Annotated in this window: 15 protein-coding genes; 7 read left to right on the top strand and 8 right to left on the bottom strand. The window is 49.4% G+C overall.

Annotated features, from left to right (window positions below):
• Positions 1 to 9: 9 nt before the first annotated feature.
• Entirely contained in the window at positions 10 to 1,611 is a 1,602-nt protein-coding gene (locus On2M_RS17000; RefSeq protein WP_151219458.1) for an EAL domain-containing protein, read from the top strand.
• A 6-nt stretch (positions 1,612 to 1,617) separates the two neighbouring features.
• Here On2M_RS17000 and yoaE read toward each other — a convergent pair whose 3' ends face one another.
• On the bottom strand, positions 1,618 to 3,177 hold the full coding sequence (yoaE, locus tag On2M_RS17005; RefSeq protein ID WP_151225566.1) for a CNNM family cation transport protein YoaE: 1,560 nt from the start codon (positions 3,175 to 3,177) through the stop codon (positions 1,618 to 1,620).
• A 459-nt stretch (positions 3,178 to 3,636) separates the two neighbouring features.
• Between yoaE and manX the strand changes: the two genes are divergently transcribed.
• The 5 genes from manX (at position 3,637) to mntP (ending at position 7,846) form a co-directional block, all read left to right on the top strand.
• Positions 3,637 to 4,602: a PTS mannose transporter subunit IIAB gene (manX, locus tag On2M_RS17010; protein ID WP_187252293.1), complete on the top strand. Its 966-nt coding sequence runs from the start codon at positions 3,637 to 3,639 to the stop codon at positions 4,600 to 4,602.
• Between the two features lie 61 nt (positions 4,603 to 4,663).
• Complete coding sequence (manY, locus tag On2M_RS17015; RefSeq protein ID WP_151219460.1) at positions 4,664 to 5,464, top strand: PTS mannose transporter subunit IIC; 801 nt, start codon at positions 4,664 to 4,666, stop codon at positions 5,462 to 5,464.
• Positions 5,465 to 5,476: 12 nt separating this feature from the next.
• Positions 5,477 to 6,328: a PTS mannose transporter subunit IID gene (locus tag On2M_RS17020; RefSeq protein ID WP_151219461.1), complete on the top strand. Its 852-nt coding sequence runs from the start codon at positions 5,477 to 5,479 to the stop codon at positions 6,326 to 6,328.
• Between the two features lie 60 nt (positions 6,329 to 6,388).
• Positions 6,389 to 6,847 carry a DUF986 family protein gene (locus tag On2M_RS17025; protein ID WP_187252292.1) on the top strand — a complete coding sequence of 153 codons (459 nt, stop codon included), beginning with the start codon at positions 6,389 to 6,391 and terminating at the stop codon, positions 6,845 to 6,847.
• A gap of 432 nt (positions 6,848 to 7,279) precedes the next feature.
• Positions 7,280 to 7,846 carry a manganese efflux pump MntP gene (gene mntP / locus On2M_RS17030; protein ID WP_151219462.1) on the top strand — a complete coding sequence of 189 codons (567 nt, stop codon included), beginning with the start codon at positions 7,280 to 7,282 and terminating at the stop codon, positions 7,844 to 7,846.
• Here mntP and rlmA read toward each other — a convergent pair.
• The 6 genes from rlmA to mgrB form a co-directional block, all read right to left on the bottom strand.
• On the bottom strand, positions 7,843 to 8,652 hold the full coding sequence (gene rlmA, locus On2M_RS17035; RefSeq protein ID WP_210905191.1) for a 23S rRNA (guanine(745)-N(1))-methyltransferase: 810 nt from the start codon (positions 8,650 to 8,652) through the stop codon (positions 7,843 to 7,845). The genes mntP and rlmA overlap by 4 nt on opposite strands.
• A 63-nt stretch (positions 8,653 to 8,715) precedes the next feature.
• On the bottom strand, positions 8,716 to 10,461 hold the full coding sequence (ftsI, locus tag On2M_RS17040; RefSeq protein ID WP_210905192.1) for a peptidoglycan glycosyltransferase FtsI: 1,746 nt from the start codon (positions 10,459 to 10,461) through the stop codon (positions 8,716 to 8,718).
• A gap of 219 nt (positions 10,462 to 10,680) precedes the next feature.
• Entirely contained in the window at positions 10,681 to 10,890 is a 210-nt protein-coding gene (gene cspE / locus On2M_RS17045) for a transcription antiterminator/RNA stability regulator CspE (protein ID WP_001062678.1), read from the bottom strand.
• 12 nt (positions 10,891 to 10,902) lie between these two features.
• Positions 10,903 to 11,046, bottom strand: coding sequence for a DUF2627 domain-containing protein (locus tag On2M_RS17050; protein ID WP_151219465.1), 144 nt, complete (start codon positions 11,044 to 11,046; stop codon positions 10,903 to 10,905).
• 634 nt (positions 11,047 to 11,680) lie between these two features.
• Positions 11,681 to 11,965 (bottom strand): YebO family protein, encoded by a 285-nt coding sequence (locus On2M_RS17055; RefSeq protein WP_151219466.1) that lies wholly within the window; start codon positions 11,963 to 11,965, stop codon positions 11,681 to 11,683.
• Between the two features lie 74 nt (positions 11,966 to 12,039).
• Positions 12,040 to 12,183 (bottom strand): PhoP/PhoQ regulator MgrB, encoded by a 144-nt coding sequence (gene mgrB / locus On2M_RS17060; RefSeq protein ID WP_151219467.1) that lies wholly within the window; start codon positions 12,181 to 12,183, stop codon positions 12,040 to 12,042.
• A 164-nt stretch (positions 12,184 to 12,347) separates the two neighbouring features.
• On the opposite strand from mgrB, the gene On2M_RS17065 reads away from it, so the two are divergent.
• The gene (locus tag On2M_RS17065; protein ID WP_003841988.1) at positions 12,348 to 12,587 is read left to right on the top strand and encodes a YobH family protein; all 240 of its coding nucleotides are present in this window, start codon (positions 12,348 to 12,350) and stop codon (positions 12,585 to 12,587) included.
• 111 nt (positions 12,588 to 12,698) lie between these two features.
• Here On2M_RS17065 and kdgR read toward each other — a convergent pair whose 3' ends face one another.
• Positions 12,699 to 13,490: a DNA-binding transcriptional regulator KdgR gene (kdgR, locus tag On2M_RS17070; protein ID WP_003833778.1), complete on the bottom strand. Its 792-nt coding sequence runs from the start codon at positions 13,488 to 13,490 to the stop codon at positions 12,699 to 12,701.
• Position 13,491 lies beyond the last annotated feature (1 nt).

The following is a 13,491-nucleotide window of genomic DNA, read 5'->3' on the forward strand; positions in this document are numbered from 1 at the left end:
GCAGCCCGCATGCAAACAGCACAACGGATCATTAAAAACTATCGCCGGAATCGCTTAATCGTCTGCACTGTTTGTGCACTACTGACGCTCATCCTTACATTAGCTGTCCGATTTATTTCGGAGCGTAATTTAAATCATCGCAATATCCTTACCTTTGCCAACCACGCCGTTGAAGAATTGGATGACGTGCTTTTACCCTTACAGGCCGGACGCGATGTGCTGCTGCCGTTGATTGGACTTCCCTGCTCAGTAGCGCGTTTACCCCTGAGTAAGCACGCCGCCAGACTACAGACAGTGCGTTCTATTAATCTGATTCAACGCGGGATCCTCTATTGCTCCAGCATTTTTGGTTATCGCAATGTGCCAGTTCGTCAACTGGAGCCTGAATTACCCAGCCGGGAGCCACAACTGCTGCTGACTACCGACCATTCGTTGATTAAGGGCAGCCCGATTCTGACGCAGTGGTATCCCTCATCTGCCGATGGCGAAGATGGTGTGCTGGAAATCGTGAATATTGATTTATTGTCGTCCATGCTGCTTGAACCTCAACCGCCGTACATTACTAATGCCAGCTTAACCGTCGGTAATCGCCATTTGCTCTATGGACAAGGTGTTGTTGATACGCTCCCTGAATTGAATAATGAAAAACGCTACCAGCTCTCATCGCAACATTTCCCCTATACCATCAGCATCACCGGTCCAGGCGCCAGCGAACTGGCTATCAAGCATCTGCCAACACAACTGCCGCTGGCGGTGATCCTGAGTTTATTAGTGGGGTACCTGGCATGGCTGGCGACCGCCAGCAGAATGAGCTTCTCCAGGGAGATAAATCTGGCCCTTGCCGCACGCGAATTCGAGCTGTTTTGCCAACCACTACTTAATGCCCAAACCCGGCAATGTACGGGAGTGGAAATCCTTTTACGCTGGAATAACCCTCGCCAGGGGTGGATTGCTCCCGAAGTATTCATTCCCATCGCTGAAGAGCACAATCTGATTGTGCCATTGACCCGTCATGTCATCGCAGAAACCATTCAGCAGCGGCACGTCTTCCCGATGAGCAGCCAGTTTCATGTTGGGATTAATGTCGCCGCCAGCCATTTTCGTCACGGTATGCTGCTAAAAGATCTCAACCAGTATTGGTTCAGCCAACACCCTATCCAACAGTTAGTTATCGAACTTACCGAACGCGATGCGTTACTTGATGTGGATTATCGGATCGTGCGTGAGTTAAATCGGCTTGGCGTAAAACTGGCGATTGATGATTTTGGCACCGGCAACAGCTCGCTCTCGTGGCTGGAAAAACTTCGGCCGGATGTGCTGAAGATTGATAAATCATTTACTTCGGCAATCGGAACAGACGCCGTGAACTCAACCGTCACAGACATCATTATCGCGTTGGGGAAAAAACTGAATATCGAACTGGTAGCGGAAGGCGTTGAAACACAGGCCCAGGCGCAGCATTTACGCCGACATGGCGTACAATTATTGCAAGGTTTTTTGTATGCAAAGCCAATGCCGCTGCGCGATTTTCCTGAATGGCTGGCGGGCAGCACGCCGCCGCCCACCCGGCATAACGGGCGACACAGTATGCCCGTCATGCCGTTTCGCTAAACCCGATTACTCGTCTTCGTCGTGAACGGGTTGTTCTTTAACAATGCGAACTAAATCCACACGATAGTCATTCGCTTCGACAATCGTGATGCTCAACGGTGCAACCTCGATAACATCACCTACGCGTGGAATATGACCGTTAGCCGCAATGACTAAACCTGCCACCGTGGCAATGTCTTCATCTTCATTCACTAACGTATCCACGTCCAGCGCCTGTTGCAACGCATGCAGATCGGTTCCCCCTTTCACCAACCAACCGCCTGCATCAGCAATAATTTCAGGCGTTTCATCGGCATCCGGGAATTCACCGGCGATCGCTTCTAATACGTCCAGCGGCGTCACCAGACCCTGCACGACGCCAAACTCGTTAGTAACGATGACGAAACTACCGCGGGCCCGACGCAGAACGCCTAACAAATTAATCGGGTCCAGCGTTTCCGGGACGACGATAGCCGGGGATGCAGAGGCAATGGCCGCCACATCTACACCGTCTTCCAGCGCCACCAGCAGCTCTTTAGCACGCACGATCCCGATGATTTCATCCAGTTCGCCACGACATACCGGGAACAGACTGTGTGGTGAAGAGAGCAACTGCTCGCGAATTTCCGCCACGCTCAGGTCTGCATCAACCCAGCTAATTTCGCCACGCGGGGTCATAATGCCGCGTAATGAACGCGACGCCAAAGAAAGGACGCCGTTGATCATATAGCGTTCTTCTTCCACAAATGCGCCTTCCGGTACGGGAACCGGCACCGGATTGTCGGATTCCATCTGTGCGCTGGCCTGACGTTTACCGCCCATCAGACGCAGGATTGCATCGGCAGTGCGCGCGCGCAGCGGCAGCGCCGACTGGTGGCGAATAAAGTTACGACGGGCAATCTGGTTAAACAGCTCAATGATGATTGAGAAGCCAATCGCCGCATACAGATAGCCTTTCGGAATATGGAAGCCAAACCCTTCGGCAACCAGACTCAGACCGATCATTAACAGGAAGCTCAGACACAGCACCACCACCGTCGGGTGTTGGTTCACAAATCGTGTCAGCGGCTTGGAAGCGAGCAGCATCACGGCCATAGCAATCACTACCGCCGCCATCATCACTGGCAGATGGTTGACCATACCGACCGCCGTAATTACGGCATCCAGCGAGAACACCGCATCGAGGATGACAATCTGCGTTACAACAACCCAAAAACTCGCATATCCTTTTGTCTGGCCAGTATCATGTTCACGGTTTTCCAGCCGCTCATGCAGCTCTGTCGTAGCCTTGAACAAGAGGAATATACCCCCCAGCAGCATAATCAGATCGCGCCCCGAGAACGCATAGTCCATTACCGTGAACAGCGGCTTAGTTAGCGTCACCATCCACGAAATGACGGACAACAAGCCCAAACGCATAATCAGCGCCAGTGACAGACCGATTAATCGCGCTTTATCTCGCTGTTTTGGCGGCAGCTTATCAGCCAGGATCGCAATGAAGACCAGGTTATCAATACCCAGAACAATTTCGAGAACGACAAGCGTGAGCAAACCCACCCAAATCTGCGGGTCCATTAATAATTCCATGACAAGCTCCTGCTTAAGGAATGACCAAACTGCGCGCTGAGAATCTCAGGCGTTAAAGCGATATGCAGAGAAAATTTGTGGCAAAAAGTGCCAATTTGACAGGCGCAACGCGGCCTGATGGTGAAATGACGTCGGTGACGATCCATATGGTGGGCTACTGCCCTATACTCCTGAGTAATTAAACAGATGCTAAACATAACAGAGACAATCGGTTTTTAGCAAAGATTTACCTTCCTTTGCAATAAGTTGTTTCGGAGATATTTTGCCCTTCGAAATTTCTTTTCATCGGAAGTTAAATTACGGATCTTCATCACATAAAATATTTTTTTCGATATCTAAAATAATTCACGAAAATCATAAGCTTTTCTTTGTAACCCTTATCTGAATCGATTCGATTGCGGACGACGATTCAAATACATCTTCACGTTGATGTGTTAACGATAATAAAGGAGGTAGCAAGTGACCATTGCTATTGTTATAGGCACACATGGTTGGGCTGCAGAGCAGTTACTTAAAACAGCAGAAATGCTGTTAGGCGAGCAGGAAAACGTCGGCTGGATCGATTTCGTTCCAGGCGAAAATGCTGAAACGCTGATCGAAAAGTACAACGCTCAGTTGGCAAAACTCGATACCAGTAAAGGCGTGCTGTTTCTCGTTGACACATGGGGAGGCAGCCCGTTCAACGCTGCGAGCCGCATTGTCGTCGATAAAGAGCATTACGAAGTCATCGCCGGTGTGAACATTCCCATGCTGGTTGAGACCTTCATGGCGCGTGATGACAACCCCAGCTTCGATGAATTAGTGGCACTGGCCGTTGAAACCGGTAGCGAAGGCGTGAAAGCGTTGAAAGCAAAACCGGTGGAAAAAGCCGCTCCTGCTCCGGTCGCTGCGCCAAAAGCAGCAGCGCCCGCCAAACCGATGGGCCCGAACGATTATATGCAGATCGGCCTGGCGCGTATTGATGACCGTTTAATCCATGGTCAGGTGGCAACGCGCTGGACCAAAGAAACCAACGTTACACGCATTATCGTCGTCAGTGATGAAGTTGCTGCCGATACCGTGCGTAAAACGCTGCTGACTCAGGTAGCACCTCCGGGTGTAACAGCACATGTGGTTGATGTCGCAAAAATGATCCGCGTCTACAACAACCCCAAATATGCAGGCGAGCGTGTGATGTTGTTGTTCACCAACCCGACCGACGTAGAACGTATCGTTGAAGGTGGCGTGAAAATTACCTCCGTTAACATTGGTGGTATGGCTTTCCATCAGGGTAAAACCCAGGTAAACAACGCTATTTCTGTTGATGAAAAAGATATCGAAGCGTTTAAAAAATTAAACGCGCGTGGTATTGAGCTGGAAGCCCGTAAGGTCTCCACCGATCAGAAACTGAAAATGATGGATCTGATTGCCAAAGCGGAAAAATAAACGCTCTGGTTGAATCTTTAGCTCTCACACTTAAGTCTGTATAAGCAATAGGAGAAGTACAATGGAGATTACCACTCTTCAGATTGTGCTGGTGTTCATCGTCGCATGTATCGCGGGTATGGAGTCGGTACTCGATGAATTTCAGTTCCACCGTCCGTTGGTGGCCTGTACGCTGATTGGTGCCGTTCTCGGGGATATGAAAACCGGTATTATCATCGGTGGTACCCTGGAAATGATCGCCCTGGGCTGGATGAACATCGGTGCTGCGGTTGCACCTGATGCCGCACTGGCCTCAATTATCTCTACCGTTCTGGTCATCGCGGGTCATCAAAGCATTGGTGCGGGTATCGCACTGGCTATTCCTCTGGCAGCAGCAGGCCAGGTTCTGACCATTATCGTTCGTACCATCACCGTAGCGTTCCAGCACGCGGCGGATAAGGCGGCCGAAAGCGGCAACCTGACGGCGCTATCCTGGATACACGTCTCCTCCCTGTTCCTTCAGGCAATGCGCGTTGCAATCCCTGCGGTAATCGTGGCTATCTCCGTCGGTACCAGTGAAGTTCAGGGCATGTTGAACGCCATTCCGGAAGTTGTTACCGGTGGTCTGAACATTGCAGGCGGTATGATCGTAGTGGTTGGTTATGCAATGGTCATCAACATGATGCGCGCAGGCTACCTGATGCCGTTCTTCTACCTCGGCTTCGTCACCGCGGCATTTACTAACTTCAACCTGGTTGCTCTGGGTGTGATTGGCGCAGTAATGGCCATCCTCTACATTCAGTTGAGCCCGAAATATAACCGCGTAGCCGGTGCACCTGCGCAAGCAGCTGGCAATAACGATCTCGATAACGAACTGGACTAACAGGTGAGCGAAATGGTTGATATGACTAAAACTACCACCGAGAAAAAACTCACCCAGAGTGATATTCGTGGCGTGTTCCTTCGTTCTAACCTGTTTCAGGGTTCATGGAACTTCGAACGTATGCAGGCGCTGGGTTTTTGTTTCTCCATGATACCGGCGATCCGCCGTTTGTACCCGGAAAACAACGACGCGCGAAAGCAAGCTATTAAGCGTCATCTGGAATTCTTTAACACCCATCCGTACGTAGCGGCCCCGGTACTGGGCGTAACGTTGGCGATGGAGGAGCAGCGTGCAAACGGTGCAGAGATTGACGATGGTGCTATCAACGGTATCAAAGTTGGTCTGATGGGGCCGCTGGCAGGCGTGGGTGACCCGATCTTCTGGGGTACCGTACGTCCGGTCTTCGCCGCGCTCGGCGCAGGTATCGCGATGAGCGGCAGCCTGCTTGGACCATTGCTCTTCTTTGTTCTGTTTAACCTGGTACGTCTCGCGACCCTTTATTACGGAGTGGCGTACGGCTACCGTAAAGGTGTCGATATCGTTAAAGATATGGGCGGCGGCTTCCTGCAGAAACTGACTGAGGGGGCGTCAATTCTCGGCCTGTTTGTCATGGGGGCATTGGTTAACAAATGGACGCACGTCAACATCCCGCTGGTGGTTTCCACTATCACCGGTCAGGATGGCCAGACTCGCGTCACCACCGTGCAGACAATCCTTGACCAGCTGATGCCGGGCCTGGTTCCGTTGCTGCTGACGTTCGCCTGTATGTGGCTGCTGCGTAAGAAAGTGAACCCGCTGTGGATCATCATTGGCTTCTTCGTCATCGGTATCGCGGGCTACGCTGTCGGCCTGCTCGGCCTGTAAGACTGTTGTACATCACCGGGGGCTTGCCCCCGGTTTTTCTATTTAGAGGGTTGAGGATTCATGACTATCACGGACCTGGTGCTGGTTCTTTTTATCTTGTCGCTGCTGGCGTATGCCATTTACGATCAGTTCATCATGCCCCGACGCAATGGCCCCACTCTGCTTACTGTCGTCCTGCTTCCTCGCAGCAGAGTCGACGGCGTTATCTTCCTTGGCTTGGTAGCTATTCTTATCTATAACAACATCACCAGCCACGGCGCGCAATTTACCACATGGTTATTATGCGCACTGATATTGATGGGGTTGTATCTGTTCTGGATCCGTACGCCAAAAATCATCTTTAAGCAAAAAGGCTTTTTCTTCGCCAATGTCTGGATTGAATATAATCGCATTAAAGAAATGAATTTATCTGAAGACGGTGTACTGGTGATGCAATTAGAACATCGAAGATTACTTATTCGCGTACGAAATATAGACGATCTCGAAAATATATATAAACTTTTAATTTCAAATCAATGAGTTATGAATATAGCCTGAACTATGTTTTTATATATCAATGCAAAAACAAACATAGCTAAGGCTATATTTCATCATCAGTAATGTTATTAATTTTAACGTTTTATCTATAAATAAATCTAAATGAAAATCGTTTTCAATTAGAGTCGAAATATTATTTCTGCATTTCTTGTTTTATATTCTAAAAATATGTTAAGGTTGCGCCCGTCGTTGGGGAGTAGCCGATTTCCAGATTCCGGAAATGTACGTGTCAACATACTCGTTGAAAAACGTGGCACATACGGACTGAACTTACAGGTTCAGTCAGGCGAGACCATAGGCACATCAACTGCAATGCATATTTGAATGGCGCTGTATTTACAGTGATTCCAGCTTGTATGCATGGTTACTGGGGGCAGTGATGTGTTTTATGGATACCCCGGTCAGGACGCTGTTATGAATCTTACCGCTACCGTTCTTCTCGCTTTCGGCATGTCGATGGATGCTTTTGCTGCATCAATTGGCAAAGGTGCCTCCCTGCATAAACCCAAATTTTCTGAAGCACTGCGTACTGGCCTTATTTTCGGCGCAGTTGAAACGCTCACGCCATTGATTGGCTGGGGCATGGGGATGCTCGCCAGCAAATTTGTGCTGGAGTGGAACCACTGGATCGCCTTCATTCTGCTGATGTTTTTAGGTGGGCGAATGATAATCGAAGGTTTTCGCGATAACAGTGATGAAGATGAAGAGCCGCAACGCCGTCACGGTTTCTGGCTGCTGGTCACCACCGCCATTGCCACCAGTCTCGACGCAATGGCCGTCGGGGTGGGTCTGGCTTTCCTGCAGGTCAACATTATTGCCACAGCGCTGGCCATCGGCTGTGCCACGTTGATTATGTCCACACTCGGCATGATGATCGGTCGTTTCATTGGCCCGATGCTGGGCAAACGAGCTGAAATTTTGGGCGGGGTGGTACTGATTGGTATCGGTGCCCAGATCCTCTGGGCACACTTTCACGGTTAACTCAGTCGCTGCCAGACATGAATACTAAAGTCTGTCTGGCAATCAAACTGTGTTTTCCCCGTTAAGGCTTCCCACACCTCCGGCTTTGCCCGCCAGGCGAACGGCGTCATCTGCAGCAATGCCACAGCCTCACTGCCTTTGAGCTGCATTTGATATCCCAGTGCAATACTCTGTTGCAGGGCAAAACCATCAAGCTGCTCAGTGTGTGGCGCATGCAGCCGCACCTCATCATAAATCAGTCCTTTCAGCTCTATTAAATGACGCGGGCCTGGCGTGGCGGTAATTACCCAGCCACCCGGTTTAACCACTCGAGCCAGCTCCTGTGCTTTGCAGGGGGCGTAGATCCTGATGATGGCATCCATTGATTCGTCGGCAAATGGCAGACGGTGGCTGGAGGCAACACAAAAGGTCACCTGAGGATAACGTCGCGCCGCAGCTTTAATTGCTGCTTTGGAGACATCAAGACCAAAGGTTGTACAGCCCGCCAGCGCATCGGCAAACGCATGGGTGTAATACCCTTCCCCACAGCCAATATCCAGGATCACTGCATCTTCGGAATTCGACTTCTCTTTAAGCACATTCACAATCGCATCGCGCAGCGGCTGATAGTGGCCAGCATCAAGAAATGCCCGGCGCGCCTGCATCATTTCAGCGCTATCGCCTGGATCCCGCGACCGCTTATGCTGAACCGGCAGTAAGTTAACATACCCTTCTTTCGCCACGTCAAACTGGTGCCGCCCGGGACAGACAAAACTGTTATTCGCTTGAGTAAGAGGCTGGTGGCAAAGAGGACAGGAAAACGACATGACAACTCCGGCAGGTGACTTAAGGGCGCAAGTGTAACGCGAATTGCGCCCAGGGAAAATAACTTACAGCGACGGTGAGTTTACGTTGCTGGCGTGCATCACCACCAAATGATCGGAGTTGGCCGGCATGCCATCCGGCTTTACATTTTCCAGACGCAGGACATCGCCCATTATCTGACTGAACACTGGCGCGGAAACGGCTCCCCCGTAGTAAGCGCCGTTTTGCGGGTTATTAATCACTACTACCAGCGCAAATTTTGGATCGCTCGCTGGCGCAACGCCTGCCGTATAAGCCACGTATTTGTCGACATATTTACCGTCATCACCAATTTTCTTTGCCGTTCCGGTCTTAACCGCTACGCGATAATCTCTAACCGCAGCTTTGGTTCCCCCGCCGCCGGGTAGCGCGACGCTCTCCATCATATGTTCAACCTGGTGAACCAACGCCTCCGGCATCACCCGCGTACCTATTACTGGCGGATCGATACGCGTAATAGAAAGGGGGCGGTAAATACCAAAACTGCCGATGGTGGCATAAACATGCGCCAACTGGAGCGGCGTCACCATTAGCCCGTAGCCAAATGCAAAGGTGGCCCGATCCAAATCGCTCCAGTAGCGACGTTGCGGCATTAAACCGCTACTTTCCCCGGTTAACCCCAGTCCGGTAGGATCGCCAAAGCCAAAGCGTTTATAGGTGTCCAGTAGTTTCTGGATCGGCATAGCCAGCGAGAGGTGTGATACACCGGTATCGCTCGATTTCTGCAAAATCCCGGTCAGCGATAACTCAGGGTAAAACCCGACATCGCGGATGCGATGTCCATCCAGATTAAAAGGATGTGTATCAATGACGCTATCAGGCTGCACAATCCCTTGCTGCAGTGCAGTTATGATCACCAGCGGTTTAACAGTTGAACCGGGTTCAAAAGTGTCGCTAATTGCACGGTTGCGAAAATCATCCAGCACCGCACCATCACGGTTATTGGGATTGAAGTCGGGAAAGCTTGCCATGGAGAGTATTTCGCCGGTGGCAATATTGACCAACACCGCAGCTCCAGATTCCGCTTTATTCCATGTTACGGCATTGTCCAGCGCATCTTCAGTAACTGTCTGCAAACGTTCATCAATACTGAGCTGTAATTCGTGCGCCGGCACCGGCATCACTTCGGTGATATTTTCGATGACATGGCCAAATTTATCTTTCCGTACCAGGCGGGAGCCAGGTTTGCCCATCAACTGGCTGTTAAAGCTTTTCTCCAGGCCTTCAATTCCCTGACCATCAATATTGGTAAAGCCAATCAAATTGGCCGCAACATGCCCGGCGGGATAGAATCGACGCGACTCTTCGCGCAAATTGATACCCGGGAGATTAAGATCATCGATCCACTGCGCCTGCTGAGGAGAGATCTGGCGCGCAAGATAGATAAAGCGGCCAGTTGGATTGCTGTTAACACGTTCAGCCAGCGTGGCGAGCGAAATATGCAGGGTCTTAGCTAATGCCTGCCAGCGTTCGTTATAGCCAACACCACCTTTGCTGACAATCGTCTTCGGATCGGCCCAGACAGCGTTAACCGGAACGCTTACCGCCAGCGGCCGCCCTTCTCTGTCGGTGATCATTCCGCGTGGAGAGGCAATCGACACTTCACGTAACGAACGCATGTCTTCCTGTTTTACCAGATTCGTCGGCGTGACTATTTGCAGCCACGCAACCCGACCGAGCAGCAATCCAAGACTCAATAATATTGCCACGCAAAGCAGGGCAAAACGTACGGGAGTAAAATTGCGCGCATCGCCGTCGTTTTTCTTTTTCACCCAATCTCCAGCAAGATAGTTTTTCAGGTGTCTGATTTAACGAGAAATGACGTAAGAATGCGGGGAAAACTATGCTACGAACATCACGCCTTTGCAACAAAGCGCTAATGGAAGGGCATTCAGTAATATTTTGACGTAATCTGAATTAAAAAGCCCCGCAGAAGCGAGGCTTTATATCTGAGATGGAGGCGCAAAAGCGCTTCAAATCAGTGGTGTCGATCAGATAGCTGTTACGTTAACAGCAGCCGGACCTTTCTGGCCGTCCTGAATTTCGAACTCAACGTTCTGGCCTTCAGCCAGAGTTTTGAAGCCGTTACCCTGGATAGCGGAGAAGTGTACAAACACGTCTTTGCTGCCATCAGCCGGAGTAATGAAACCAAAACCTTTAGACTCGTTGAACCACTTAACTTGACCTTTAATCTTTGCCATTTGCAAAATTCCTTAGAGTATTTTCTTCGCCCGCGGGCGTAACATAGATAAAACTGAGACATTACTGCTTGAGGCACTAATATAAGGTTCGGCAGAGAAGCGGTATTCAACGTCAACGTGTTTACTCAGGACTTCTTTACTGAAAATGCCACACATAAACAGAACTGTACCTCGTTTAACCCAAAACGTGTTATCACATACAACGTTAATAATGGCAAGCCATTTTTAAACGTGTCTCGATCGGTCGCACAAATCCTGTCTTTCATCAAACAGCAACTGCACAGTTATGCGCCAGGCCGAGTAGAGATATATTCTCGTGCCTCTCCCCTTACCCCGCATGGTTGGCACCATTGCAGAGACATTTCTACCATAGCTCAATAGCTTCGGTTGTTCCAGGTTATCTGTAACGGGTTCTGCCCTATATCATTTTTTATGCTTAGTAATGCATAAAATATCACAAGCGTAGAAATGGGATCCGTCTTCTTGTTTTGCACCAAAATAATGAAAGAATGATGACAAGGCACAAAAAAAGTAAGAGAAACGTTTCGCTGCTAATAAAACGATCATTATCACAAAAATGACATAATCATATTTTTAACGTATGGGATATTATATTTAGATCAGGCCAGGGATAAGATATTAATTAGGCGGAGTCTCTGAAAATACTGGGAGTCCATGTCAGTCCGCCGCTAATTACACGTCGGAGACAGAAGAAAAAAATCTGACACGCTTAAGACAGGATGAAGTAACTGGAAGCAACATCCGCAGTACCTCACCCTGTCATACTTATTTACCGCTCGGCTACCAGGCGGATGATGTCATCGTCTTCTTGCCTGGCAGTCAGTGCAGCAGGCTCTGCTACTTTCTCGGGTTCGTTAGCTTCGCAAAGTCGACGGAGTAAAGCGTTCTGTCTTTTTTGCTGATCTAACAATGCTTCAAGCAGCTCAATCTGCTCGTTGGTACGCGAACTTGCCCGATTGATGAAAAACCATAGAACAAGCCCGACAATCAAAACCACCACTGATACCGCTAAAGACGCAAAACTCAACGCGCCTGAATTCAAAACTTCGTTCATTTCACCACCTCAATGTAGACGGCATAGTTTACCACTGCCGCACAAGAAGGTAATCAACTGTTGCGAAAATGCGCTTACCAGGGAATAAACTTATTAATGGCACAAATACCGCTGAAAAATTGTACGTCCTGATCGCACATGATGTTGAGCACCTGCGCCCACATCAGTATGCATACCAGTACAACAACAATCAGCACTACCCAGCGAATCTTTTTCACTCCAGCTCCACTCTTCAATCCTACATCTTATGTCTATAAATTATCATGCGTTACCTAAACCCAGCGTTAACTGTATCGGCATTCAATCTTTTTAGGAATGATTGACTTGTTTCATACCGTGTACAGGCTAATCTAATAACAACGAAAAAAGATAAGAGGTTGTAATGCGTCTGATTATCCGCGCTATTGTGTTGTTAGCTCTGGTTTGGATCGGTTTATTACTGAGCGGCTACGGTATCTTGATTGGAAGTAAGGAGAATGCTGCGGGTCTGGGCCTGCAATGCCAATATCTGACCGCTCGCGGCACCAGCACCGCACAGTACGTCCACACTGATAGCGGTATCATTGGCCTGTCGGATTGTCCTCTGTTAAGGAAAAGCACGGTTATTATCGACAACGGCTAATATAGCAACAATTCGTTCACAACGTTATTTGTGCCAACTCACGTTATAATTTTTCATAAAAAACCCCTGGTACAAAATACCAGGGGTTTTGTCATTAGCGATGACGTCAGTTCAGAACGGATAGTCGTTATAGCCCATTTGTTCTGAAATCTTGCGCGCCGCCGTATGCAGCATTGCCACATACTCGTGTAAACGTTCTTCAGAGAAACGCAGCGTTGGGAATGAAATACTCAGGCCCGCAATAACCACGCCGAAACGGTCAAACACTGGTACGCCGATGCAACGCAGGCCTTCTTCCTGTTCTTCGTTATCTTCGCCATAACCTTGCTCACGTACTTTATCCAGCAGTACCAGTAATTCATCGGTATTCGTAATGGTACGATCGGTGCTGCGTTTGTACTCAATACCATCCAGAATCTGCTTCACTTCATCGCGGTCACGCCATGCCAGCAGAACTTTACCAATAGCTGTACTGTATAGCGGATTACGACGACCAACGCGAGAATACATGCGCAGATTGTACATGGAATCGATTTTATGAATGTAGACGATGCTGTCTTCATCCAGCGCACCGAGGTGAACTGTCTCTTTGGTCAGGCGTGAAAGTTCGCGCATCTGAATGTCAGCGCTACGGATAAGATCAACGTTTTGCAACGCGCGCGCGCCTAGCTCGAATAATTTCAGGGTCAGAGAGTATTTCTCAGACTCTCCTTCTTGTGCCACATAACCCAGCGTTTTCATGGTCTGCAAAAAGCGATAAACGGTGCTTTTCGACATCATGACGCGTTGCGACAACTCGGTAATACCAATCTCGCGCTCTTCACCCAGCGCCTGCAGAATGCCAAAAACTTTCAGCACGGAAGATACAGAATCGGGTTGCTTATCCAGATCTGCGATAGCCATT

This window comes from Citrobacter sp. On2M (assembly GCF_018035235.1).
Lineage (GTDB): Bacteria > Pseudomonadota > Gammaproteobacteria > Enterobacterales > Enterobacteriaceae > Citrobacter > Citrobacter meridianamericanus.